This is a genomic window from Streptosporangium sp. DT93 (assembly GCF_049844535.1).
Classification (GTDB): Bacteria; Actinomycetota; Actinomycetes; order Streptosporangiales; family Streptosporangiaceae; genus Streptosporangium.
In genome coordinates, this window is the sequence record NZ_JBNCLF010000004.1 from 407094 (window position 1) to 431267 (window position 24174).

Here is a 24174-nt window from a genome sequence, read left to right on the forward strand (position 1 = left end):
GAGGAAACACCCCCTGAACTGCGGTTGTAGCGGACCCGCGGGACGTTGTGGTGGGATGACGCCGTGGATGGACCGCCACAGGGGGCACTCCGTGACCGAACATGATCTTGAGGAGTTCGCCGGCTATCTACGGGGCATGAAGGATCGGACCGGGCGGAGCTACGAGGCGCTCGCGAAACGAGCGGGAATCAGCAGTTCGGCGATTCATCGCTACTGTTCCGGAAAAGGGCTCCCGGCCGACTTCAGCACGGTGGAACGTATAGCCAGGGTGTGCGGAGCCCACTCCGACGAGCTCCTCGAACTTCATCGCCGATGGATCCGCGCCGAGGCTGCGCAGGCGTGGGCCAAGGCCGAGGGAGCGCCGACCGTCCCCAAGGACGCGAGCGGCGCTGAGCCTTCCCCGTCTCCCGCCTCTTCCCCGTCTTCCCCGTCTTCCCCGTCTTCCCCGTCTTCCCCGTCTCCCGCCCCTTCCGGCCCTTCCGGCGAGCGGGACCCGGGCGTCCCCGCCGGACAGGACCCGGCCGTTCCCGACGGGCAGGACCGGGCCGCCTCCGGGGACGAGCCCGCGGAGGGCGACGACCCGGTGCCGGCCTCCTCTCCGGGTGATCCGGGAAAGCGGACGAACAGACCGTCCCGTACCCGGCGATGGCTCGCGGTGGCGGCGGTGGTGATGGGCTGTTCCGGTGCGGCCGCGGCCGCCACGGCGGCGATCATGAGCACGGCGGCCGCGAAGCCGGCGCCCTCACCGGCCCCCTCCGCGACGCCGGAGGACCGGCGCCTCCTGCTCTCCCGGGCCTGTCCCCCGATCATGGGTCTGGGGGAGCACGACGAGTGCGTCCGGGAACTGCAGAAGCTGCTGCTGGAGGCGGGCGGGCTCGTGCAGGTCGACGCCGACTTCGGGCCGGGGACCCTCCGGCACGTGGTGGCGTTCCAGGTGCTGGCGGGGCTGGAACCCAACGGCCTGGTCGACGACACCACCAAGCGCGTCCTGTACCAGGGCACCGTGAAGATGGTCAGGTGGTCGCCGCAGAAGGTGGAGGGCCGGATCAGGGAGGTCTTCCCCGAGGAGCCGGACCGCGCGGTCGGCATCGCCAAGTGCATGTCGTTCCTCGACCAGTACTACTCCCTGCCCAACGTCAACGGCACGCGCAACTGGGGCGTCTTCCAGATCTCCGACCGGAGGCTGGCCGAGCTCGAGGGCACCCCCCTGCGGGCGTTCGACCCCGACTGGAACATCCGGGCGGCCCGGCAGCTGTGGAGCCAGAACCGGGACTTCAGCCACTGGGAGAACTGCGACCAGACCTACCGCCAGTCGAGCCCGAGCCCGGACCCCAAGAAGAAGGCGAGCCCGAGTCCCGAGAAGAGCTCGAAGCCGAGCCCCGATCCCGGGCGCGACGACAACGACCGCTGAGACGGTTCGCGGAGCGCGGCCCCCGTCCCCCCGCCGCCCGCTCGGTGAGGCCTGTCGCGGCGCGTTCCGGTATCCGGGCGGGGCCGAACGGGGTCATTCCGTCCAGCGGACGACGAAGTACCCGACACCGTACGGCGCGTCGTCGTAGAGGATCTCGGCGCTCAGGCCCTCGCCGAGACCGTCGAGGACCTGCAGGGCGGCGCGCCCCTGCACCCACAGCTCGGCGGCCTCGGCGACGTCGAACGCCGGGACCTCGGCGCGGGCGAGCGCCCGGACGATCGCCCGGTCGTACGGCTCGGCGCGGGGGTCGAGGTAGCCGGGGGACTTCTCGGTGAGGCGGGCCGACCCGTCGGCCATGACGAGCAACGCCGTCCGCCCGCCCCGCTCCGTCAGCCGCCGCCCCAGGCCGGCGCACTCCGCGGGGTCCGCGTCGAAGGAGATCGCGTGGAAGGCCGACGCGCCGAGGTGTTCCTCGTCCAGGAGCAGGCGGCCGATCGTCAGGGAGAGCGGGAGGACGGCCTCCCCCTCGCCGACCCTGACGTCGGCCCCCCACGGGGCGAGGCTCCCCGCGGCGTCCGCACCGTACGCGGCGGTCGTGCTCGCACCGCCCACCACGGCGATCGTGTCGGCTCCGGCGTCGCCCAGCGACCTCACCGCGGACGCGCAGGCCGCCCTGAGATCGTCGAGTTCCGCGGCGGCCGCCCCGGCCAGTGCCGGGACGAGCAGCGGGGGATGCGGGCACACGGCCACGGCGACGAGCATCCGGCCAGACTAACGGTGTCCGGCGGGCACCCGGCGGACGCCCGGCACCACGGCGGGCGCCGGGATCCGGATCGTCGACGCGCTCCCGGTCCGAAGGCCGGAGCACCACGGACGACGGTCGGCAGCGCGACCCGATCAGCTCCGGACCCTCGCGCTCCCCTGCCTCAAGGCCGGAGCTAGTAGCCGCCGACGGGGCCCTGGGGGTGGACGTAACCGGTCTCGCCGTCCGACAGGGGACCGTCGTCGGTGGCGGGGGGTGACGCCGGACCGCTCTGCGGGCGCCGGGTCGGCTTGCTCTCCCCCGGCTTGTCCCGCGACGGGTTGCCCGCGGCGGAGTCGGAGCCTGAACCGGATTCCGGCTCGCTCCGGTCCGATCCTCCGCCGGAACCGGCGGAGGTGTCGTCCTGTCCCGCGGCCGTGTTCCCGGCGTCCCCGGCGTCCCCGGCGTCTCCCGCGTCCCCGGCTTCTCCCTCTTCCCCGGCGCCCGGTTCCGGCTCTCCCGGCCCGGGCGGGTCCTGGGCCTGTCCGGCGTCGTCTCCGGGATCGCGTGCGGGGTCCTGGGACGCCTGCTGGGCGGTCTCGGGCGAGCGTCCCGAACCGTCGTCCTCGGTGCCGTTCATGAGGGCGAAGGCGGCGCCTCCGCCCAGCAGGGCGACGGCGAGGACGGAGAAGACGGCGACGGCCGGGCCGCTTCTCCGGGCGGGCCTCCGGGATCTCCCGGGCCTCTTCGGATCGCCCGCGGGACCGGTGAGGATCTCCGGCTCTCCGTGGGTGCCCGGGGACTCACCGGACGGGCCGGGCGAACCGGACGGGCCGGATGGTCCGGAGGGCGGGGGGACGTGCATGGGAAGACTCCCTGCGGTTCTCGGGGGGAAACCTCCACGGCTTCCGCGGGTGCTGAACCACAGTAGCCACAGCAGACAAATGCTCGCACATCAATCACTAATTGATCACGAAATATCATCTGTTGTGACATCGGTGACGGCGGCGGGCACGCTCCCGCCCGCGGAAGCGGTGAAACGGCCGGGATCGCCGGTCCCGCCGGGGGTTCCGGCCTCCCCCGATCATGAGTGTGCCGGGTGCGCGGGACCGGCCCGGGGCCCCGGAGGACCCAACGAAAAATCTCCGGGGCGGGCGGCTCTCAGGAGACCGGACGGCCCGAGGGGTGAGACGTCCTCAAGGGGACCCGAGCGAACGGGACGGACAACCCTCAGGAGGCCGGACGGCCCGAGGGGTGAGACGTCCTCAAGGGGACCCGAGCGAACGGGACGGACAGCCCTCAGGAGACCGGACGGCCCCAGCGGGGCCGACGGTCCTCAGGTGACCGAGCAGCCCGAGGTCTGCGGGAGCGGGGCGGGGCGGCCGATCGAGGGCATGCCGAGCATGACCCCGGGGCCGGAACCGGCCGGGGTGTCCTGCCGGGCCTGCCAGGCGTCGCCCGCGCGGGTACGGCGCAGCCCCAGGACCGGGCCGTCGGCGACCAGGTGGTGCGGCGCCGCGTACGTCACCTCGGCGCTCACCACGTCACCGGGACGCGGGATCTCGGCGCCCGGGGTGAAGTGCACCAGCCGGTTGTCGGGGGCGCGTCCGGACATGCGCCGGGTCGCCTCGTCCTTGCGGCCCTCGCCCTCGGCCACCAGCACCTCCAGCGTCCGGCCGAGCTGCCCCTTGTTCTCCGACCAGGAGATCTCGGTCTGCAGTTCCACGAGCCGCTCGTAGCGCTCCTGCACGACCTCCTTGGGAACCTGGTGGTCCATGGTGGCCGCGGGCGTGCCGGGACGGATCGAGTACTGGAAGGTGAAGGCGTTGGCGAAGCGGGACTCCCGCACCACGTCCAGGGTGCCCTGGAAGTCCTCCTCGGTCTCGCCGGGGAAGCCGACGATGATGTCGGTGGAGATCGCCGCGTCCGGCATGGCGGCGCGGACCCGCTCGATGATGCCCAGGTAGCGCTCGGCCCGGTAGGAGCGGCGCATCGCCTTGAGCACCCGGTCCGAACCCGACTGCAGCGGCATGTGGAGCTGGTGCATCACGTTGGGGGTCTCGGCCATGGCCGCGATCACGTCGTCGGTGAAGGCCGCCGGGTGCGGGCTGGTGAAACGGACCCGCTCCAGGCCCTCGATGCCGCCGCAGGCCCGCAGCAGCTTGCCGAAGGCCAGCCGGTCGCCGAACTCCACCCCGTAGGTGTTGACGTTCTGGCCCAGCAGGGTGATCTCCAGCACGCCCTGTTCGACCAGGGTGCGGACCTCGTTCAGGACGTCGCCGGGACGGCGGTCCTTCTCCTTGCCGCGCAGGGCGGGCACGATGCAGAACGTGCAGGTGTTGTTGCACCCGACCGAGACCGAGACCCAGGCGGCGTAGGCCGACTCGCGCTTGGTGGGCAGCGTGCTCGGGAAGGTCTCCAGGGATTCCCTGATCTCGACCTGGGCCTCCTGCTGGACGCGCGCCCGCTCCAGCAGCACCGGCAGCGAGCCGATGTTGTGGGTGCCGAAGACCACGTCCACCCAGGGCGCCCTGCGGACGATCTCCCCCTGGTCCTTCTGCGCCAGGCAGCCCCCCACGGCGATCTGCATGCCGGGGTTGCCCACCTTCGAGGGGCGCAGGTGCCCGAGGTTGCCGTAGAGCTTGTTGTCGGCGTTCTCCCGTACGGCACAGGTGTTGAACACGACCACGTCGGCCGTGTCCCCCTGCGCGGCGGGGACGTATCCGGCGTCCTCCAGCAGGCCCGAGAGGCGCTCGGAGTCGTGCACGTTCATCTGGCACCCATAGGTACGGACCTGGTACGTGCGGGCGCTCTGTCCGGTGGCAGTCATCTCACGACAAGGGTAGGCGCTCACCGGACCTCCGGGTACGCCTCCCGGGGCGGGCGCCCTCCCCCGGCGGCGGCCGGCGGGGAGCCGGTGGGGCCCTTGCCCCCATAGCCGACCCGTCCACCTCGCAGGACGCGGACTGGCCAAGGCGTGAGCAGGCCGTGATGCGATCGGTACCGCAGGGTTAGCACGAGGTGCCCTTGGCAGAATTACGTTGTCCCCCATGACGGAGAACGGGGACAAGACTCCTCTGGTCGTGCTCGAAGGCGTCAACAAGCACTTCGGCAGCCTGCACGTCCTGAGGGACATCAATCTGACGATCTCCCGAGGCGAGGTCCTCGTCGTCATCGGCCCCTCCGGCGGCGGCAAGTCGACCCTCTGCAGGACGATCAACCGGCTGGAGGACATCGACCAGGGCACGATCACCTTCGACGGGCAGCCGCTCGCGGTGGAGGGCAAGACCCTGGCCAAGCTGCGCTCCGAGGTCGGGATGGTGTTCCAGTCCTTCAACCTGTTCGCCCACAAGACGATCCTGGAGAACGTCACGCTCGGGCCGATCAAGGTTCGCGGAATCCCCGCCGCCCAGGCCGAGCGGCGCGGCATGGAGTTGCTGGAGCGGGTCGGCATCGGCGCCCAGGCGTCGAAGTACCCGGCGCAGCTCTCCGGAGGCCAGCAGCAGCGTGTGGCCATCGCCCGCGCGCTGGCCATGGACCCCAAGATGATCCTGTTCGACGAGCCGACCTCCGCGCTGGACCCCGAGATGGTCCAGGAGGTGCTCGATGTCATGATCGGTCTTGCCCAGGAGGGCATGACGATGATGGTCGTCACCCATGAGATGGGCTTCGCCCGCCGCGCGGCCAACCGCGTGGTCTTCATGGCCGAGGGCCAGATCGTGGAGGAGAACGCCCCCGAGGAGTTCTTCACCGCCCCCCGGACCGATCGTGCCAGGGATTTCCTTTCCAAGATTCTCACTCACTGACGGCTCTGCTCATCCTGACGAAAGACGAGGTAGTACGAATGCGTGTACGGCGTATTGGAGCCGTGGTGATCGCAGCCGCCGCGGCGATGGCCGGCCTGACCGCGTGCGGTGGCGACAGCGGTGCCAGCGACAAGTTCGTGGTGGGAATCAAGATCGACCAGCCCGGCCTCGGCCAGAAGCAGCCCGACGGCTCCTTCAAGGGTTTCGACGTCGACGTGGCCCGCTACATCGCCAAGGAGCTCGGCTACGCGGACGACAAGATCGAGTTCAAGGAGGCCATCTCGGCCAACCGTGAGTCGTTCATCCAGCAGGGCCAGGTCAACGCCGTGATCGCGACCTACTCGATCACCGACGACCGTAAGAAGAAGGTCTCCTTCGCCGGACCGTACCTGGTCACCGGCCAGGACATCCTGACCCGCGCGGACGACACCACGATCAGCGGTGTCGAGGACCTCAAGGCCAAGAAGGTCTGCGGCGCCCAGGGCTCGTCCTCGCCCAAGCGCCTGGCCGACAAGTTCGGCGCCGAGTGGAAGGCCCAGTACCTCACCGAGCAGCAGGGCTACGGCGCCTGCCTGCCCCTCCTGGAGAACAAGCAGGTCGACGCGATCTCCACGGACGCCACGATCCTGGCCGGTTTCGCCGCCCAGTCCCCCGGCAAGTTCCGCCTCGTCGGCCAGCCCTTCTCCGAGGAGAAGTACGGCGTCGGCCTGAAGCTGGACGACAAGGCGACCCGCGACAAGGTCAACACGGCCGTGGAGAAGATGTTCTCCGACGGCAGCTGGAAGAAGGCCGTCGAGGCCAACTTCGGCGAGTTCGGCAAGTTCTTCACCACCCCCCCGGCCGTCGAGCGTTACTGATCGGTCACACCTCGGCCGGGGCGCGCGTCGCCCCGGCCTGTGGCACTGGAGGGATGAGTGCAGGCACTCTTCGATGAATTCCCGATGATCCGGGACGCTTTCTGGCTGACGATCCGCCTCGCCGTCGCCAGCGGGCTGGTGGCGCTCGTGCTCGGCACCGTTCTGGCGGGCATGCGGGTCAGCCCGCTGCCCATCCTGCGCGGAATCGGCACGGCGTACGTGAACATCCTGCGCAACACCCCGTTGACGCTGGTCATCGTGTTCTGCGGGCTCGGCCTCGGCCTGGTCCTGAACGTCTCGTTCTCCGAGAGCCTGTCCACCAACTACATGTGGCTCTCGATCATCGGACTGTCGGCCTACACGGCGGCGTTCGTCTGCGAGGCGATCCGGTCCGGCATCAACACGGTGCCGGTCGGTCAGGCGGAGGCGGCGCGGGCCATCGGGCTCACATTCGGCCAGAACCTGAGACTGATCGTGCTGCCCCAGGCGTTCCGCGCCGTGATCGCCCCCCTGGGCAGCATCCTGATAGCACTGATCAAGAACACCACGATCGCCGCGGCGATCGGGGTGGGCGAGGCGTCCCTGACGATGAAGACGTTGTTCGAGGCGCACGGTGACGCCGTCGTGCAGATCTTCGCCGGATTCGCGCTGGGCTTCCTGATCCTCACCCTGCCGACCGGGCTGCTGTTCGGCTGGCTCGCCAAGCGCCTGGCGGTGGTCCGATGACCACGACGGCCACCGAGCCGCGCCCGGCGTCCAGGAAGCGGGCCGCGAGCTCCGACCGGGTCAGCGTCCTGTACGACATCCCCGGGCCCAAGGCGCGGACGCGCAACACCGTGCTCACCGTGCTCACGGTGGTTCTCGTGCTGTTCGCCGCGTACTGGATGGTGACCAAGCTCGACGAGAAGAACCAGCTCAACGCCGACCTGTGGACGCCGTTCCTGCGCGCCGACGTGTGGGTGAACCTGATCCTGCCGGGTCTGGTGAACACGCTCAGCGCGGCGCTGGTGGCCGCCGTGATCGCGGTGCCGTTCGGGTTCGTCTTCGGTATCGGCAGGCTCTCGGAGCACGCCTGGATCCGCCGTTCTGCGGGTGCGGTGGTCGAGTTCTTCCGGGCGATCCCGCTGCTGATCATGATCTTCGCGGTGATGTTCGGCGGGAGCGCGGTCTTCGGGCTCACCGTGACCCCGTTCACCGCCGTGGTGGTCGGCCTGGTGCTGTACAACGGCTCGGTGCTGGCGGAGATCGTACGGGCCGGAATTCTGTCCATCCCCCGGGGACAGAGCGAGGCCGCGCTCGCGATCGGCCTGCGCCGCAGCCAGGTGATGCGGATGATCCTGCTGCCGCAGGCGGTCACGGCCATGATGCCGGCGATCGTCGCCCAGCTGGTGGTGCTCCTGAAGGACACCGCCCTGGGCTTCATCGTGGCGTTCGAGGACCTGCTGAACGCGGGGGCGCGCGTGCTGCCCTCCAACTTCAACAACATCATTCCCGCGGTGATCGTCATCGCGATCATCTACATCATCATCAACGTGATGGTGGGCGCCGTCGCCACGTGGCTGGAGAAGCGCAGCCGGCGCAGCAGGAAGTCGATCGTCCAGCCGATCGCCCGTCCCGACCTGCCGACCGCGGTCGAGGGGGGCGTGGGGACGCCGATTCCCTGAGAGGTACCCGGTATGGACGAGGGGGCGGTAACCGGATGGCGGTGACCGCCCCCTCGCCCTTGTGCCGGGCGGCCTGCCTTGCTGGACCGCCCCTCTTCCCGGGCTGCTCGGCCGCCCCTCGCGGGGCGGCCTTCTCGATCGGCCCGGCGTCCCCGGGGGGCTCGGTTTTTCCCGGCGGCCCGGCTTTTCTGGGTGGCTCGGCTTTTCTGGGCGGTTCAGAGGACGGACGTGTCCGCCGGCACGCACAGGGGGCGGGTCCGGAGCTGGTAGGAGACGGCGGCCACGGCCAGCGCCCAGCCGTAACCGCCGAACGCCAGCGACGCCGCTCCGCCGATGCCGAACAGGTCGTTCCCGTCGCCCAGGACCCCGGCGCCCGCGAGGATCCCGCTTCCGGTGCCGTACAGGGCCAGGGTCGGCGCGACCACCCAGACCGGTGCCAGCGGCAGGAACCGGGGGACCCTCCTTCCCGCGAGCCAGAGCGTCCAGCGGGGGAAGAGCATGCCCCACGGCCGGACGAGACCCAGCAGCAGGAACACGGCGAGCGCGACACCGCAGACCCCCGCGAACACCATGGCCCAGGTCGGCCGGAATCCTCCGGGCTCGATCCCGGGGACGCCGACCGCGCCGAGGGTGTGCAGGGTGAGGTAGGGAAGGAACGCGCAGCAGCCCGCGTAGGCGATCCGCCGCACCCCGGGGGGCGCCGCGTGCGGCGGGGGGTGCCACCGGCCCGAGGCCTGTGGCGGATGTGCCCGGCCGCACCGGGGGCAGACGCCGGCGGCGCGGCGGGCGTGTGACAACGCCGTGGCCACGAACAGGGCCGCGACGGCGGCCAGGCACAGCCGCTCGGTGAGGTTCACCCAGTCGCTGCCGCCCAGGCGGTCGCTGACGGTGCCGGTCAGGACGAGCTGGATCAGGTTGAGCAGTACCCAGCAACTGCCCACCAGTGCCGGTACCGCCACGGCCCACAGACCGGCCGACAGGGCACGCGGCGGCACCCGCCCGCCCCACGGGCGCACCGTGGCGGCCGCGATCACGGATCCGACGAGCAGCACCGCGGCGCCCGGCCAGGTGATGTCGGGAAGGCCGATGTCCGTGACACCGAGGAACGCGCGGTAGCCCATGAACGCGGCCACCAGCAGCACGCAGCCGTACACGGCGGCCACCGTGCTCGCGGCGTGACCCGCCCACCATGGCCACCGCCGCCACCATCCGATCGACGACGTGGCCGTGCGGTCATCGGAACGGGTGCTCATACGGGCTCCAGGGGCCGGGGGGAAACCCTGGAAGTCTGTTCCACCGAACCTTTGAGGCCGCTGAGAGGCGCTGAGAGCTCCCTCAGTCACCCGGCCACCTCGCGTGAGAGGCGCTGGGAGTTCCGTCAGCCACCCGGCCACCTCGCGTGAGAGGCGCCGAGAGCTCCCTCAGCCACCCGGCCACCTCGCGTGAGAGGCGCCGAGAGCTCCCTCAGCCACTCAGCCACTCGGCCACCCGGCTGCCTCGGGTCGAAGGCGCTGAGGGTTCCTCGGCCTGCACGGCCCGCACGGCCACCTCGGGCGATGTGACGGCCGAGGCTCCGAGGGAGGCCCTCCAGTGGCCACCGTCGATCGCTCTCATCCCCCATTTCCCCCCGATCCCCCCTCGCCGCCGGCCGCCGTCGGCACCTTCGACGGGACGCGGGCGTGATATCGGCGACACGCGGCCGGTTATCGGGCAGGATGTCGCCATGTCCCCCGAGCAGGTCGTCCTGCCGTACGCCACCTGGCCCTCGCCGGTCTCCACGTCCGACGTCGCCCGCTCCGGCCTGCGCCTCGGATTTCCGATGGTGCTCGGCGATGAGGTCTGGTGGACCGAAGATCGTCCCGCCGAGGGCGGGCGCACCACCATCGTGCACCGAGACGCCGACGGCGTGCGGCGCGAGCTGTTGACCGCTCCCTGGAGCGCCAGGACCCGCGTCCACGAGTACGGCGGCCGGTCGTACGCGGTGGTTCCCGGCCAGGGCGTGGTGTTCGCGAACTTCACCGACCAGCGGCTCTACCTGCTGCCCACCGGCGGCGAGCCCCGGCCTCTCACTCCCGAGCCCACCTCGCCCTCGGCGTTGCGCTACGCCGACCTGGTCGTCCGCGACGGGCGGGTCTGGTGCGTCAGGGAGCGGCACGACGACGGCCGGGTGAGCCGCTCCATCATGTCCGTCGCCCTGCCCGGCTCGTCATCGGGCCCGTCGCCCGTCCCCCCGTCCGGCTCGTCGTCGGACTCGTCCTCCGGCTCGTCGTTGGACTCCCCGCTCGGCTCGTCGTCCGGCTCCCTGTCCGGTGGCGACGAGCCGCGCGAGTGGATCACCGGGCATGACTTCTACGCCTTCCCCACCCTCTCCCCCGACGGCGAGCATCTGGCCTTCGTCTGCTGGGATCATCCCCGGATGCCGTGGAACGGCACCGAGCTGCGGGTCTGCCGGCTGGCCGACGGCGCCTCCTGGACGATCGCGGGTGGCACCGACGAGTCGGTGCTCGCCCCGTACTGGCGGGACGAGCGGAGCCTCTACCTGATCTCCGACTCCTCGGGCTGGTGGAACCTCTACCTGGCCGAGCTGCACGGCGGCGCGCCACGGGCGCTCCACGGCGAGGACGAGGAGTTCGCGGGCCCGCTCTGGCAGCTCGGCGCGATGCCGTACGCGCCGCTGGACGACGGGAGCGTCGCGGTCCTGCACGGACGGGGCAACCTGCGGCTGGGCGTCCTCGACCCGGCCCACGGGACGCTGAAGGACCTGGAGGTGCCCTACGACGGCTGGGAGCCGGTGCTGGCCACCGACGGGCGTTCCCTGGTCGGGATCGGGTACGGCCCGGCGACGCCCAGGTCGATCGTCCGGATCGACATCGCGACCGGCCGCACCCGTGAGCTCCACCGGGACGCCGGCCAGATCCCCGACCCCGCCTACCTGCCGCCCGTCCGGGCCGTGGAGCTCTGGGGCCGATCCGGGCGCGACGCGCACGCGTTCCTCTACCCGCCGGCCAACCCCGAGGCGCGCGGCGAGGGCCCCGCCCCGTACGTCGTGTTCGTGCACGGCGGACCCACCGGGCAGAGCGTGGGCGCGCTCGACCTGGAGAAGGCGTTCTTCACCAGCAGGGGCATCGGCGTGCTGGACCTCAACTACGGCGGCTCCACCGGCTACGGCCGCGCCTACCGCGAGCGGCTGCGCGGGCAGTGGGGCGTGGTGGACGTCGAGGACGCGGTCGCCGCGGCCGAGTGGCTGGCCGACGAGGGGCTGGCCGACCCGGCACGGATCGCGATCCGGGGCGGCAGCGCGGGCGGCTGGACGGTGATGGCGGTCTGCTGCACGTCCGGCGCGTTCGCCGGTGGTGTCTCCTACTACGGGGTGAGCGCACTCGCCGCGTTCAGCGCGACCACCCACGACTTCGAGTCACGCTACGTCGACTGGCTCGTCGGCCCGCAGGACCCGGCCCTGTACGCCACACGCGAGCCCCTGGCGCTGGTGGCGGGGGTGACCTGCCCCATGCTGCTGCTGCAGGGCCTGTCCGACCCGGTGGTCCCCCCCGAGCAGTCGCAGGCCTTCGCCGACGCGCTGGCCGAGCGCGGCGTCCCGTGCACCTATCTGACGTTCGAGGGAGAGGCACACGGCTTCCGCCGCGCCGAGACCCGCAGCGCGGCCCTGGCCACCGAGCTCGCCTTCTACCAGCAGATCTTCCACCTCTGACGAGGAGACCGGTCCCGGGCCGGGGACTCGGCACGAGCCGAGGCCCCGGCGCGGGTCAGCGGGCGAACTCCGTGGCCCGCGACTCGCGCACGACCGTGATGCGGATCTGCCCGGGATAGGTGAGTTCCTCCTCCACCTGCTTGGCCACGTCACGGGCGATCACCTGTGCCTGGATGTCGTCGACCGCGTCGGGCTTCACCATGACCCTGATCTCACGGCCGGCCTGCATCGCGAAGACCTTCTCGACGCCCTCGTAGGAGGTGGCGATCTCCTCCAGCCGCTCCAGCCGCTTGACGTAGGCCTCCAGCGACTCGCGGCGGGCACCCGGCCTGCTGCCGCTGATGGCGTCGGCGGCCTGGGTGAGGACGGCCTCGACGGTCTTGACCTCGACCTCGTTGTGGTGGGCCTCGATGGCGTGCACGACGTCCTCGTGTTCCCCGTACCGCCTGGCGATCTCGGCGCCGATCAGGGCGTGGCTGCCCTCGACCTCGTGGGTGAGGGCCTTGCCGATGTCGTGCAGGAGCGTGCAGCGCTTGAGCAGCGTGGTGTCGAGCCGCAGCTCGGCCGCCATGATCCCGGCGATGTGCGCGGACTCGATGAGATGGCCGAGGACGTTCTGCCCGTAGGAGGTGCGGTAACGGAGCTGGCCGAGGAGGGTGACCAGCTCGGGATGCATGTCGGTGATGCCGAGTTCCACGAGGGCGTCCTCACCGGCGCGCACGCAGAGCTCCTGGACCTCCGCCTTGCTGCGCTCGTGGGCCTCCTCGATGCGCTGGGGGTGGATGCGGCCGTCGAGGACGAGCTTCTCCAGGGTCAGTCGCGCGGTCTCGCGGCGAACCGGGTCGAAACAGGAGAGCAGCACGGCTTCCGGGGTGTCGTCGATGATCAGGTTGACGCCCGTGGTCGACTCGAAGGCCCTGATGTTGCGGCCCTCGCGGCCGATGATGCGGCCCTTCATCTCGTCGCCCGGCAGGTGCAGGACGCTCACCACGGACTCCGCGGTCTGCTCGGTGGCCACCCGCTGGACCGCCAGAGTGACGATCTTGGTGGCTCGCTTCTCGCCCTCCCGGCGGGCCTCTCCCTCGATCTCCCTGACGATCAGCGCGGCCTCGCGCTTGGCCTGGTTCTCGATCTCCCTGACCAGCTCGGCGCGGGCCTGCTCGCCGGTGAGCCCGGCCACCCGCTCCAGGACGGCCCTGCGCTCCTCGGCGACCTTTTCGAGATCCTCGCGGCGGCCGGCCAGCTCGGTCTCGGTCTCGGTCAGCTTGCGGGCCCGCTCGGCCTGCCTGCGCGCCTCCTCGTCGAGGCGCTGTTCCCGCTCGGCCAGCCGGTTCTCCCGGCGTTCGAGGTCGGAGCGGAGCTCCTTGAGCTCGTACTTCAGGATCCGGCCCTCGGCCTCGGCCTCCTTGCGCACCTCGGCGGCGGCCTCCACGGCCAGCTCCGACCTGCGCAGCAGCTCCCCGGCGTCGTCCTGGGCCTTCGCCCGGATCCCGGCGGCCTCGAGCCTGGCCTCCTCCAGCTCGGCCTGAACACCGGCCTGGAACTCGGCCTCCTGCTCGGGGGTGGGGCCCTTCGGCCCGGCCCCGGCTCCACCGATGCGACGTAGCAACACGACAAGCACGGCTGTCATCACGGCAAGAGCCACAACCGCCACCGTCAACATGACGACCACGACCGGATCCATGCGCGCCTCACCTTCCTCGCGTCGCAAATATCAAGCACACGAGGGGTCACACGCACGGTACGGAAAGCCCAAGCCTCGGCGTCACCGGGACGGAGAAGAACCCGCGGGAGATCGGCAACCGGCTTTCCCCGCCGGTTCCGTCGTCGCGTTCCCGTTCGCCAAGCCTGCTTGTCCGCAATAAACCGCTATGCCAATCCGCACTGCACGGAGTAACTCCTCACTGTCGTTGAGATTAAGCGTCAGAGAGGTAACGAGCAAGCAAAGAACGGCTGTCAAGCCGCTTTGAGCTATTCGGGCGGGCAGTCCAGATCCTCGGGGAACGACGACGTCTCCGCCTCGGCCTCCTCCAGCACTTCGCGGATCACCCGGAACACCAGCCCGGGACCGTACCCTTTTCTGGCCAGCATGCCCGCCAGCCTGCGAGTCCTCACCGCGGGCTCCAGGGAACGCGTCGAGGAGAGCTTGCGCCGCACCAGGGCGCGGGCGGTCTCGGCCTCCTGCTCGGGGTCGAGCTGCTCCACCGCGTCCTTCACGGTCTCCTCGTCCACTCCCCGGTGGCGGAGCTCGGAGGCGAGCGCCTTGCGGGCCAGGCCCCGCCCGGCGTGGCGCGAGCTCACCCAGGCGGCGGCGAACGCCTCGTCGTCGATGAGCCCGACCTCGGAGAAGCGGTCCAGGACGGCGTCCGCCGCCTCCTGGGGCACCTCACGCTTGCGCAGCGCCTCCGCGAGCTGGGCCCGGGTGCGCGGCGCCATGGTCAGCAGCCGCAGGCAGATCCCCCGGGCCACCGCCTGGGGATCGGCGTCGGCCCTGCGGCCCGCCGCCCCGCCGCGCGACCCGCCGATGCCCGTTCCAGCGTCGCCCGCACCGGTGCCCATCCCGCCGGTGCCGGTGCCGTCGGTCGCGCCGTCGCCCGTCTCCCCGGTCGACGTGTCCGGGAACGGGTTCGAGGATCGGTCCCTGGAAGGTCTCCCGCCCCACCCCCCACCGGTCCGCCGGCCTTTTCCCTCGCCGAACTGCCGGCCGGTCCGTTCACCACGTCGCGAGGCACGGCGGGGAGCACGACGCCCCTCGCCCGGCGACCCGCCCTCGGGGTCGGCGAGGCCCTCTTCACCGAAGGCGTCGAACGCGTCCCGAGAAGACGGCGGGTCCACCTCCCAACCACCGGGAGACGCGTCGGAGCCACCTTCCCGATCACTTCCCGAGCCGAACGCACCGGACCGCCCTCCACGCCCCGAGGCGGACGAACCGCCACCTCGGCGCCGTCCCGAGCGCCCCGAAGAGGAAGACGGATCATCGTCCCAGAAGCCCCCGGACGCGGGTGGATCGCCGTCTCGCCCGCGACCACCTCCGGGTGACGAAGCGTCCCGGGGCACATCGGGCCAGGCACCCCAGTCTCTCGGCCCGGCCGCGTCGGCCGGACCGGAGTCAGGTCCCGTCGTCATCGGTCAGCCCGGATCAGGCGTCACCCGGCTTGGGGGCGGCGGCTGCCGCCGCCGCCTTGGCCCCCCGACCGGCACCTGCCGTGGCCGGCGCCGGAGCGGAACTCCGACCGGCGGGGGCGGAGACCGGGGCGGCGGGCGGCGGGGTCGCCGGGCTGTCGACGCGCGGGCCGACGCCGAGCTTCTCCTTGATCTTCTTCTCGATCTCGTTGGACATGTCCGGGTGGGTCTTGAGGAAGTTCCGCGCGTTCTCCTTGCCCTGACCGAGCTGGTCACCCTCGTAGGTGTACCAAGCGCCGGACTTGCGGACGAAACCGTGCTCGACGCCCATGTCGATCAGGCCACCCTCGCGGGAGATGCCGACGCCGTACAGGATGTCGAAGTCGGCCACCCGGAAGGGCGGGGCCATCTTGTTCTTGACGACCTTCACCCGGGTGCGGTTGCCGACCGCCTCCGTGCCGTCCTTCAGCGTCTCGATGCGGCGGATGTCGAGACGGACCGAGGCGTAGAACTTCAGCGCCTTTCCACCGGTCGTGGTCTCGGGCGAGCCGAACATGACGCCGATCTTCTCGCGGAGCTGGTTGATGAAGATCGCGGTGGTGCCGGTGTTGTTGAGCGCACCGGCGACCTTGCGCAGCGCCTGGGACATCAGGCGGGCCTGCAGACCGACGTGGCTGTCGCCCATCTCGCCCTCGATCTCGGCCTTCGGCACCAGGGCCGCGACCGAGTCGATGACGATCAGGTCGACGGCGCCGGACCGGATCAGCATGTCGGTGATCTCCAGCGCCTGCTCACCGGTGTCGGGCTGGGAGACGAGGAGCGCGTCGGTGTCGACGCCCAGCTTCTGGGCGTACTCCGGGTCGAGCGCGTGCTCGGCGTCGATGAACGCGGCGATGCCGCCGCCGCGCTGGGCGTTGGCCACCGCGTGGAGGGCGACGGTGGTCTTTCCCGACGACTCGGGGCCGTAGACCTCGACGATGCGGCCGCGCGGGAAGCCGCCGATGCCGAGGGCCACGTCCAGCGCGATGGAGCCGGTGGGGATCACCTCGATGGGCGCCCGGGTCTCGTCGCCCAGGCGCATGATGGAGCCCTTGCCGAACTGCCGCTCGATCTGAGCGAGCGCGGTCTCGAGCGCCTTCTCGCGGTCGTTAGCTGCCATGGGAGCCCCCCTGGAGGGTCGTGGGTTGGATCGATTGCCAGCAAGCTACGGGGTGCCGCCGACAATTTCGGGAGGGCACGCCAAGAGTCGCGGCTTGTTCAATATAGCCGAACGACTGTTCGATCGCTGCCCGTCGGCAACACGCGTCGCGGAAGTCACGGAACACCCGGCGACCTCTGCCCCGCTCGGCTCGGGGCGTCCTCTGACCGTTCCCCTCGTGAAGCCCGGGACGACCGAGAAAACCGGGAGGACAGGAAGGACAGGGGGGCAGGGAAGTCACCGGAGGTCGGGGGACGCCGTGGAACGCCTCCGCGTCTCCTGTCCCGACGGGTTGCGGACGCCCCACGCCCACCGGTGGGGAACGCCCCGGGACGTCGCGCCCCCACGTGGGAGGACCGCGAAAGACCTCGCGTCCTCCGGTGGCGCCCTCCGGGCCGGGGCACGGCCCGTGATCGCGCGCCGTCACCCCATCCTGGAGGAGACATTTACGGGAATTGCCGTGGCTCTGTTGTCACCGGGCTGACCTGGGGTGATGCTGAAGGGAAACGATCCGAGGTGCCCGACGTGCCCGACGCGTTCACGCAGCAACGCCTAGTTCATCTCGATTCCCTGGCCACCGAGCTGAAGCGGCGAGGGCTGGCGAGCCGCACCCTCGGGGGCACCGCCCCGGTGCTGTGGGTGTGGCATCCGGACAACGGAAGACAGACGATCGTCTTCGCCACCCCCACCGGCGACGGCTGGCTGTTCCTGTGGTCGCCGGACGGTCAGCAGAGCGCCGACGACCCCGCACACGCGGCCGAGGCGGTGGAGAAACTCCTCGGCTCGGCCACGGATCGGCCTCGAACGGACCCTGCGTGAGCGGGGCACCCCGAACGGCCCTCGCACACGGACCCGCCACGGACCCGCCATGGACACGACCACCCCGAACGGCCCCGCCTCGAAAGGGCGCCTCTCAAACAGGTTCGTCCCGAACAGGTGCACCTTGAACTGGCCCGTCCCGAAGCGGATCACACCGAACAGATCCGCCCCGAACGGGCCCGCCTCAGCGCAGGCGCGGAGAGACGTCGGTCACCCCGCACACGGCGTGCCAGACCTCCTTGGCCCCGACGCCCTCGGCCAGCGCCTGGGTCACGGTCCGGCTCCCGAGGTCGGCGATGATGTAGTCCTGGGCCCACGACTCGGCGTACTGGTCTCCGAAGTGCTGCTTCATCCGCTTCCAGAAATCCGACAGGCGCATGTCCCAAGTATGGGTCCGGCTCGGAGATGCCGGGCCCCGTACGGCCGCGCCGACGAGGGGCGAGACCCGCTCCGCCCGTGGCGGGAGCGACCTCGGAGCGCTTCGGGTCCTTCGGTGGCGGGGTCGAGCTCAAAGCACCCTGGAGCCGTACATCTCTCCCAGGGGGTCGGCGAGCAGTTCCAGCCGAGCCCCGTCAGGGTCGGCGAAGTAGACGGAGGCGCCGCTCTCGACCTGGTGCGGCACCCCGGCGGCCTCCAGCTTGCCCCGCAGGCGCCCCCATGTGGACGGGTCCACCGATATGGCGATGTGGTGGAGCCCGCCGAGAACCTCCCTGTAGGGCCCGAGGTCCAGGCCGGGAAGGTCGAAGAACGCGAGCAGGTTGCCGTTGCCGATGTCGAAGAAGAAGTGGCTGGACCCCGGGTAGTCGCGGTTCTCGATGATCTCCGTCAGCGGGAACTCCAGAAGGTCCTGGTAGAACCTGACGGTCGTCTCGACGTCGGAGGAGATCAGGGCGAAGTGGTGCAGCCCCCTCGCGCTGCTCGGCGGCCGGTGCGCCCTCAGGTGCTTCGCCTTGATCCGCTCGCGCGCCGCCTCGATGGCCTGATGGTCGATGCTCATCGCTAGCTCACCACTCACTGCCTTGTACGTCCGTCAGGGCCATGTCCGTGACGACAGGGGGCCAACCTACCCCGGACATCGCGCCACCGTGGCGGCGCCCCGGCGGGCGGACGAGGCCGGCGTGGCACGCCGGGCCGTAGCGGACCGTGACAGGGCCGGGACGAGGCCGAGACAGGGCCGTGGCGACCGGCGCGGTCATGAACGGGGTTCATTGGACAGGGTTCATGAACGGGGTTCATTGAACAGGGCCGTGAACAGGGTCATGGACGGGGTCATGGACAGGGTTCATGGACGGGGTCATGGACGGGGTCATGGACAGGGTCGTGAACGGGGCTCATGGACAGGGTCGTGGACACGCTCATGGGCAAGGTCGCGGACCGCCTTTCCGGTGTGGTCGGCGAGGACGGGTTCTGTCGGTGGCGCCAGGCAGTATGGGTGACGGACCGGCAGGTCGATCGAGCCGGAGGCTAGGGGGAGGCCGTCGATGGGCGAGACCACGGGCAGTGACGGAGCTCTCGGACATTTCACCCCGATGACCAGGGAGTGGTTCACCGGGGCGTTCGCCGCGCCCACCGCCGCTCAGGAGGGGGCCTGGGCGGCGATCGCCCGGGGCGACAACACCCTGGTGGTCGCGCCCACCGGTTCCGGCAAGACCCTGGCCGCCTTTCTCTGGTCGCTCGACCGGCTGGCGGCCGAACACTCGGCCGCCGGCACCGCGCAGACGGGCACCGCGCAGACGGGCACCATGCGGGCGGACACCATGCGGGCGGGCGCCACGCAGGCGGACACCGGACAGGCGGATGACCGGCAGACGGGGAACGACCTGGCGGGCGGCGGGCGGGCGTCCACCGGCGGGGACGGCGGGCGAACCGGCGGCGAACGGGGTGCCGGTGACCGGCCCGGCGGCGTACGGGCCGGTGGCAGGCGGCGGGCGCGCGGGGACGACGAGCCGCCGAGGCTGTGCCGGGTGCTGTACGTGTCCCCGCTCAAGGCCCTGGCGGTCGACGTCGAGCGCAACCTCAGGGCGCCGCTGGCCGGGCTGGAGCAGACCGCGCGCCGGCTCGGTCTCCCGGTGCCGCGGATCTCGGTGTCGACCCGCTCCGGCGACACGCCGGCCGAGGAGCGGCGCCGGTTCGCGACCAGGCCCTCCGACATCCTGATCACCACCCCCGAGTCGCTGTTCCTGCTGCTCACCAGCCAGGCCCGCGAGGCGCTGCGCGGGGTGGAGACGGTCATCGTCGACGAGGTGCACGCGGTGGCGGCGACCAAGCGCGGAGCGCACCTGGCCCTCAGCCTGGAGCGGCTCGACGCCCTGCTCGACCGGCCCGCGCAGCGCATCGGCCTGTCGGCGACCGTGCGGCCGGTGAGCGAGGTGGCCGCCTTCCTGGGCGGGTCCCGCCCGGCGACCGTGGTCCAGCCTCCCTCCGAGAAGCGGATCGAGGTCGAGGTGGTCGTCCCGATCGAGGACATGACCGAGCTCGACACCGCCCCCGCCCCGCCGCCCCAGGACGACGACCGCTGGCTGACCGAGACCCCCGCCAGGCGGTCGATCTGGCCGCACGTGGAGGAGCGGCTCCTCGACCTGATCGGAGCTCACCGCTCCACGATCGTGTTCGCCAACTCGCGGCGGCTGGCCGAGCGGCTCTGCACCCGCCTCAACGAGCTGGCATGGGAGCGGCAGACCGAGGACGCCGAGCGGACGGCCGAGGACGCCGGGCAGGGTTCCGGGCACGACCCCGGGGGGCGCCCCCGGCCCGGGCAGACCGGCCCCGGGCGCACCCGCCCCGGGCAGGCCGGTTCCGGGGAAACCGACGGGAAGGCCGGTCGCGCGCGTCCCGCCGGAGGTCCTCCGCCCGCCTCCGTCTCCACGCCCGCGGCCATGATGGCGCAGGCCGGTGCTGCCAAGGGGGTCGTCCCGGAGATCGTCCGTGCCCACCACGGGTCGGTCTCGAAGGAGGAGCGCGCGCAGATCGAGGAGGCGCTCAAGTCCGGACGGCTGCCCGCCGTGGTCGCGACCTCCAGCCTGGAACTCGGCATCGACATGGGCGCGGTGGACCTGGTGGCCTGCGTGGGAGCGCCGCCGAGCGTGGCGAGCGGCCTGCAGCGGATCGGCCGGGCCGGTCACCAGGTGGGAGCCGTCTCCCGTGGAGTGATCTTCCCCAAGTACCGGGGCGACCTGGTCCAGACGGCCGTGGTGGCCGAGCGGATGCGGACCGGCGAGATCGAGGACCTGCGTTATCCGCGCAACCCGCTCGACGTCCTCGCCCAGCAGATCGTGGCGATGACCGCGCTGGACGAGTGGACGGTCGACGAGCTGGAGGAGGTCGTACGCCGGGCCGCCCCCTACCGGACGCTGCCCAGGAGCGCGCTGGAGGCCACGCTCGACATGCTCGCCGGACGCTATCCGAGCGAGGAGTTCGCCGAGTTGCGCCCGCGCATCGTCTGGGACCGGGTGACCGGCACCCTGCGGGGCCGTCCGGGGGCGCAGCGGCTGGCGGTCACCAACGGCGGCACGATCCCCGATCGCGGGCTGTTCGGCGTCTTCCTGGTCGGGGAGAAGTCCTCCCGGGTGGGCGAGCTGGACGAGGAGATGGTCTACGAGTCGCGGGCGGGGGACGTGTTCGTGCTGGGCGCGACCTCCTGGCGGATCGAGGAGATCACCGCCGACCGGGTGCTGGTCACGCCCGCCCCGGGACAGCCAGGCAAGCTCCCGTTCTGGCACGGTGACACCGCTGGCCGCCCGGCCGAGCTGGGGAGAGCCATCGGCGCGTTCCTCCGCGAGATGTCCGCGGCGGGCGCGGACACCGCGACGGGCGGCACGGGCGCGAGGAGCCTGGACGCGTCGAGCACGCGTACGGGAACGAGCACGAGCGCCAGAACGGACGCGGGCACGGGAACGGGCACGGACGCGGGCCCGAGTACAGGACCAGGCGCGGGCGCGAAGAAGACGAGTGCGAAGAAAACGACCGGGAAGGGCCCCGGCGGTAAGGGAACCGAAGGGAAAGGCGCCGGCGGGAAGGGCGCGGTGACCGGTGGTGAGGGCTCCGGGAACGCGGAGGCGCGGAGCGGTCCCGCCGAGGACCTGACCAGGGACGGCGCGCTGGCGAGGATCAGGGCGGCGGGGCTGGACGAGTTCGCCGCGGCCAACCTGCTCGCCTACCTGGCCGAGCAGCGGCAGGCCACCGGGTACGTGCCCGACGACCGGACGCTGGTGGTCGAGCGGTTCCACGACGAGCTGGGCGACTGGCGGGTGGTGGTCCACTCCCCGTACGGGGCGCGGGTGCACGCGCCGTGGGCGCTGGCGATCGGGCGGAGGCTGCGCGAGCGCTACGGCGTCGACGTGCAGGCGGTGCACTCCGACGACGGGATCGTGCTGCGCATCCCCGACACGCTCTCCGATCCCCCCTCGGACATCGCGATCTTCGACGCGGAGGAGATCGAGCGGATCGTCACCGAGGAGCTGGGCGGCTCGGCGCTGTTCGCGGCGCGGTTCCGCGAGTGCGCCGGGCGTTCCCTGCTGCTGCCGCGTCGCACCCCTGGCAGGCGGTCGCCGCTCTGGCAGCAGCGGCAGCGCGCGTCGCACCTGCTCGGCGTGGCCGGCCGGTACGGGTCGTTCCCGGTGGTGCTGGAGACGATGCGCGAGTGCCTCCAGGACGTCTTCGACGTGCCGGGGCTGGTCCGGCTGATGCGCGACGTCGAGGCGCGGCGGATCCGGCTGGTGGAGGTCGAGACCGACAAGGCCTCCCCGTTCGCCGCGTCGCTGCTGTTCAACTACATCGGCGCGTTCATGTACGAGGGGGACGCCCCGCTGGCCGAGCGTCGCGCCCAGGCGCTCGCACTCGACACGAGCCTGCTGGCCGAGTTGCTGGGCCAGGCCGACCTGCGCGAGCTGCTCGACCCCGACGTGATCGCCGACACCGAGCGGGAGCTGGCCCGGCTGGATCGCCCGCTGCGCGACGCCGAGGACCTGGCCGACCTGCTCCGTTCCCACGGCCCGTTGCTGGCCGAGGACGTGAGCGTGCGCGAGGGCGACCCCGCGTGGCTGGCCGAGCTGGAGGGCGCACGCCGGGCGATCAGGGTGCGGGTGGCCGGGCAGGAGCGGTGGGCGGCGATCGAGGACGCCGCCCGGCTGCGCGACGCGCTCGGCACGCCGCTGCCGGTGGGGGTGCCGCACGCCTTCCTGGAGCCGGTCGACGATCCGCTGGGCGACCTGCTCGCCCGGCACGCCCGCACCCGCGCCTCCTTCCCCGCGGGGACGGCCGCGACCCGGTTCGGCCTGGGCCCCGCGGTCGTCGTCGACGCGCTGCGCCGGCTGGCCGCCTCCGGGCGGGTGGTGAGCGGGGAGTTCAGGCCGGGCGGCCGCGGTGAGGAGTGGTGCGACGCGGGGGTGCTGCGGATGCTGCGCCGCAGGTCGCTGGCCAGGCTCCGCAAGGAGGTGGAGCCGGTCCCGGCGGAGACGCTGGCGGCCTTCTCCCCCGCCTGGCACGGCATCACCGGCTCCCCGCAGCGCGGCAGGCCGCCGATCGACGCGCTGGTGGGCGCGATCGAGCAGTTGCAGGGCGCGGCGGTGCCCGCGTCGGCGCTGGAGACGCTGATCCTGCCCGCGCGGGTGCCCGGTTACGATCCGTCGCTGCTGGACGAGCTGACCGCCTCGGGCGAGGTGATCTGGGCCGGGCAGGGGTCACTGCCGGGCGGTGACGGGTGGGTGTCGCTCTACTTCGCCGACACCGCGCCGCTGCTGATGTCCGCTCCCGCCGACATCACGCTGACCCCGGTGCACGAGGCGGTGCTGGAGGTGCTGGGCGGTGGGGGCGCGCTGTTCTTCCGCGAGCTGGCGAGCCGGGCGGGCGCGCTGCTCGACGGTTCCGTCCCGGACGACCGGGCGCTCTCGGCCGCCGTGTGGGACCTGGTGTGGTCGGGCCGGATCACGGGCGACACGCTGGCCCCGCTGCGCTCCACGCTCGGGACGGGGCGTCCGGCGCATCGACCGGCACCGACCCGGCGCAGGCGGGCGGTGCTGCCGACCAGAAGCGGTCCGCCCACGGTGAGCGGACGCTGGTGGGCGCTGCCCGCTCTCGCGCCGGAGAGCACCCAGCGTGCCCACGCCCAGGCGGAGGTGCTGCTGGAACGGCACGGGGTGGTGACCAGGGGCGCGGTGACCGCCGAGCGGCTGCCCGGCGGGTTCGCCGCCGTCTACCAGGTGCTCCGGGCCTTCGAGGAGAGCGGCCGGTGCCGCAGGGGGTACTTCGTGGAGGGGCTGGGCGGCGCCCAGTTCGCCCTCCCGGGTGCCGTCGACCGGATGCGTGCCGCCGCTCCCTCCGAGCAGCGGAGCCCGGTGCCCGAGGCCGACGCGTGGGGTTCGGCTCCGGCGCCCGCCCCCTGGGAGGCGCGGAGGCCGGAGCGCCCGGCCGGGGACGTCCGGCGGGCGGTGGTGCTGGCGGCGGCCGACCCCGCCAACCCCTACGGGGCGGCCCTTCCGTGGCCGGCCCGTCCCGAGCAGGCGTCCCACAAGCCCGGCAGGAAGGCCGGGTCCCTGGTCGTGCTCGTCGACGGGCACCTGATCCTCTACGTCGAGCGCGGCGGCAAGACGCTGCTGTCCTTCTCCGACGACGACCGCCTCCGGTCCGCGGTCGACGCCCTCGCGCTCGCGGTGCGCGACGGCGCGCTGGGCAAGCTGACCGTCGAGCGGGCGGACGGCACCGCCATCAACGACTCCCCGCTGGGTGCCGCCCTGGAGGCCGCGGGGTTCCACCCGACCCCCAGGGGCCTGCGCCTGCGGGCCTGAAGCGCCGTCGGCGCGGTGACCGCGTGGGACCCATGTGGGACCCGTTCCCGGCGGCCTCCTCAC

The 24174-nt window shown here is 72.0% G+C and carries 17 protein-coding genes and 1 pseudogene; 9 read left to right on the forward strand and 9 right to left on the reverse strand.

Features of this window, described 5'->3' with window-relative positions; genetic code table 11:
• Positions 1-67 precede the first annotated feature (67 nt).
• Positions 68-289 (forward strand): annotated as a pseudogene (locus ACLQ2R_RS12235) (helix-turn-helix domain-containing protein); the annotation flags it as partial.
• A 366-nt stretch (positions 290-655) separates the two neighbouring features.
• Positions 656-1411: a peptidoglycan-binding protein gene (locus ACLQ2R_RS12240; protein ID WP_425959681.1), complete on the forward strand. Its 756-nt coding sequence runs from the start codon at positions 656-658 to the stop codon at positions 1409-1411.
• Between the two features lie 93 nt (positions 1412-1504).
• Here the strand turns inward: ACLQ2R_RS12240 and ACLQ2R_RS12245 are convergent, their stop codons facing one another.
• From ACLQ2R_RS12245 to miaB, 3 genes are all read right to left on the reverse strand, one after another.
• Complete coding sequence (locus ACLQ2R_RS12245; protein WP_425959553.1) at positions 1505-2173, reverse strand: hypothetical protein; 669 nt, start codon at positions 2171-2173, stop codon at positions 1505-1507.
• Between the two features lie 176 nt (positions 2174-2349).
• The gene (locus tag ACLQ2R_RS12250; protein WP_425959555.1) at positions 2350-3018 is read right to left on the reverse strand and encodes a hypothetical protein; all 669 of its coding nucleotides are present in this window, start codon (positions 3016-3018) and stop codon (positions 2350-2352) included.
• A 471-nt stretch (positions 3019-3489) separates the two neighbouring features.
• Positions 3490-4983 carry a tRNA (N6-isopentenyl adenosine(37)-C2)-methylthiotransferase MiaB gene (gene miaB, locus ACLQ2R_RS12255; RefSeq protein WP_425959557.1) on the reverse strand — a complete coding sequence of 498 codons (1494 nt, stop codon included), beginning with the start codon at positions 4981-4983 and terminating at the stop codon, positions 3490-3492.
• Positions 4984-5203: 220 nt separating this feature from the next.
• Between miaB and ACLQ2R_RS12260 the strand changes: the two genes are divergently transcribed.
• The 4 genes from ACLQ2R_RS12260 to ACLQ2R_RS12275 are packed head-to-tail and all read left to right on the forward strand — an operon-like array spanning position 5204 to position 8480.
• Positions 5204-5959: an amino acid ABC transporter ATP-binding protein gene (locus tag ACLQ2R_RS12260; RefSeq protein WP_425959558.1), complete on the forward strand. Its 756-nt coding sequence runs from the start codon at positions 5204-5206 to the stop codon at positions 5957-5959.
• A 38-nt stretch (positions 5960-5997) separates the two neighbouring features.
• Positions 5998-6816, forward strand: a complete 819-nt coding sequence (locus ACLQ2R_RS12265; RefSeq protein WP_425959560.1) for a glutamate ABC transporter substrate-binding protein — start codon at positions 5998-6000, stop codon at positions 6814-6816.
• 57 nt (positions 6817-6873) lie between these two features.
• Positions 6874-7542: an amino acid ABC transporter permease gene (locus ACLQ2R_RS12270; protein WP_425959562.1), complete on the forward strand. Its 669-nt coding sequence runs from the start codon at positions 6874-6876 to the stop codon at positions 7540-7542.
• Entirely contained in the window at positions 7539-8480 is a 942-nt protein-coding gene (locus tag ACLQ2R_RS12275; protein ID WP_425959563.1) for an amino acid ABC transporter permease, read from the forward strand. Before ACLQ2R_RS12270 ends, ACLQ2R_RS12275 begins: the two co-directional genes overlap by 4 nt.
• Positions 8481-8695: 215 nt before the next feature.
• Here ACLQ2R_RS12275 and ACLQ2R_RS12280 read toward each other — a convergent pair whose 3' ends face one another.
• Positions 8696-9733 carry a hypothetical protein gene (locus ACLQ2R_RS12280; protein ID WP_425959564.1) on the reverse strand — a complete coding sequence of 346 codons (1038 nt, stop codon included), beginning with the start codon at positions 9731-9733 and terminating at the stop codon, positions 8696-8698.
• Between the two features lie 470 nt (positions 9734-10203).
• On the opposite strand from ACLQ2R_RS12280, the gene ACLQ2R_RS12285 reads away from it, so the two are divergent.
• The gene (locus ACLQ2R_RS12285) at positions 10204-12189 is read left to right on the forward strand and encodes a prolyl oligopeptidase family serine peptidase (RefSeq protein ID WP_425959566.1); all 1986 of its coding nucleotides are present in this window, start codon (positions 10204-10206) and stop codon (positions 12187-12189) included.
• Between the two features lie 55 nt (positions 12190-12244).
• On the opposite strand, the gene rny is transcribed toward ACLQ2R_RS12285, so the two are convergent.
• From rny to recA, 3 genes are all read right to left on the reverse strand, one after another.
• Entirely contained in the window at positions 12245-13819 is a 1575-nt protein-coding gene (gene rny / locus ACLQ2R_RS12290; RefSeq protein ID WP_425959568.1) for a ribonuclease Y, read from the reverse strand.
• Between the two features lie 341 nt (positions 13820-14160).
• Positions 14161-14748 carry a regulatory protein RecX gene (locus ACLQ2R_RS12295; RefSeq protein ID WP_425959570.1) on the reverse strand — a complete coding sequence of 196 codons (588 nt, stop codon included), beginning with the start codon at positions 14746-14748 and terminating at the stop codon, positions 14161-14163.
• 580 nt (positions 14749-15328) lie between these two features.
• On the reverse strand, positions 15329-16471 hold the full coding sequence (gene recA, locus ACLQ2R_RS12300; protein WP_425959571.1) for a recombinase RecA: 1143 nt from the start codon (positions 16469-16471) through the stop codon (positions 15329-15331).
• A 564-nt stretch (positions 16472-17035) separates the two neighbouring features.
• Here recA and ACLQ2R_RS12305 point away from each other — a divergent pair.
• Positions 17036-17329 (forward strand): hypothetical protein, encoded by a 294-nt coding sequence (locus ACLQ2R_RS12305; RefSeq protein ID WP_425959573.1) that lies wholly within the window; start codon positions 17036-17038, stop codon positions 17327-17329.
• A 184-nt stretch (positions 17330-17513) separates the two neighbouring features.
• On the opposite strand, the gene ACLQ2R_RS12310 is transcribed toward ACLQ2R_RS12305, so the two are convergent.
• Both ACLQ2R_RS12310 and ACLQ2R_RS12315 read right to left on the reverse strand, forming a co-directional pair.
• Positions 17514-17708, reverse strand: a complete 195-nt coding sequence (locus ACLQ2R_RS12310) for a DUF3046 domain-containing protein (RefSeq protein ID WP_425959575.1) — start codon at positions 17706-17708, stop codon at positions 17514-17516.
• Between the two features lie 129 nt (positions 17709-17837).
• Positions 17838-18326 (reverse strand): VOC family protein, encoded by a 489-nt coding sequence (locus ACLQ2R_RS12315; protein ID WP_425959576.1) that lies wholly within the window; start codon positions 18324-18326, stop codon positions 17838-17840.
• A 484-nt stretch (positions 18327-18810) separates the two neighbouring features.
• On the opposite strand from ACLQ2R_RS12315, the gene ACLQ2R_RS12320 reads away from it, so the two are divergent.
• Positions 18811-24111: an Lhr family helicase gene (locus ACLQ2R_RS12320; RefSeq protein WP_425959578.1), complete on the forward strand. Its 5301-nt coding sequence runs from the start codon at positions 18811-18813 to the stop codon at positions 24109-24111.
• Positions 24112-24174 lie beyond the last annotated feature (63 nt).

What these genes read in the sequence shown, in the direction of transcription:
- ACLQ2R_RS12280 (WP_425959564.1), bottom strand. Translation starts at nt 9,733, where the DNA reads ATGAGCACCCGTTCCGATGACCGCACGGCCACGTCGTCGATCGGATGG.
- ACLQ2R_RS12265 (WP_425959560.1), top strand. Translation starts at nt 5,998, where the DNA reads ATGCGTGTACGGCGTATTGGAGCCGTGGTGATCGCAGCCGCCGCGGCG.
- ACLQ2R_RS12250 (WP_425959555.1), bottom strand. Translation starts at nt 3,018, where the DNA reads ATGCACGTCCCCCCGCCCTCCGGACCATCCGGCCCGTCCGGTTCGCCC.
- miaB (WP_425959557.1), bottom strand. Translation starts at nt 4,983, where the DNA reads ATGACTGCCACCGGACAGAGCGCCCGCACGTACCAGGTCCGTACCTAT.
- ACLQ2R_RS12245 (WP_425959553.1), bottom strand. Translation starts at nt 2,173, where the DNA reads ATGCTCGTCGCCGTGGCCGTGTGCCCGCATCCCCCGCTGCTCGTCCCG.
- rny (WP_425959568.1), bottom strand. Translation starts at nt 13,819, where the DNA reads ATGACAGCCGTGCTTGTCGTGTTGCTACGTCGCATCGGTGGAGCCGGG.
- ACLQ2R_RS12320 (WP_425959578.1), top strand. Translation starts at nt 18,811, where the DNA reads ATGGGCGAGACCACGGGCAGTGACGGAGCTCTCGGACATTTCACCCCG.
- ACLQ2R_RS12295 (WP_425959570.1), bottom strand. Translation starts at nt 14,748, where the DNA reads ATGGGCACCGGTGCGGGCGACGCTGGAACGGGCATCGGCGGGTCGCGC.
- ACLQ2R_RS12285 (WP_425959566.1), top strand. Translation starts at nt 10,204, where the DNA reads ATGTCCCCCGAGCAGGTCGTCCTGCCGTACGCCACCTGGCCCTCGCCG.
- ACLQ2R_RS12310 (WP_425959575.1), bottom strand. Translation starts at nt 17,708, where the DNA reads ATGCGCCTGTCGGATTTCTGGAAGCGGATGAAGCAGCACTTCGGAGAC.
- ACLQ2R_RS12275 (WP_425959563.1), top strand. Translation starts at nt 7,539, where the DNA reads ATGACCACGACGGCCACCGAGCCGCGCCCGGCGTCCAGGAAGCGGGCC.
- ACLQ2R_RS12315 (WP_425959576.1), bottom strand. Translation starts at nt 18,326, where the DNA reads ATGAGCATCGACCATCAGGCCATCGAGGCGGCGCGCGAGCGGATCAAG.
- ACLQ2R_RS12260 (WP_425959558.1), top strand. Translation starts at nt 5,204, where the DNA reads ATGACGGAGAACGGGGACAAGACTCCTCTGGTCGTGCTCGAAGGCGTC.
- recA (WP_425959571.1), bottom strand. Translation starts at nt 16,471, where the DNA reads ATGGCAGCTAACGACCGCGAGAAGGCGCTCGAGACCGCGCTCGCTCAG.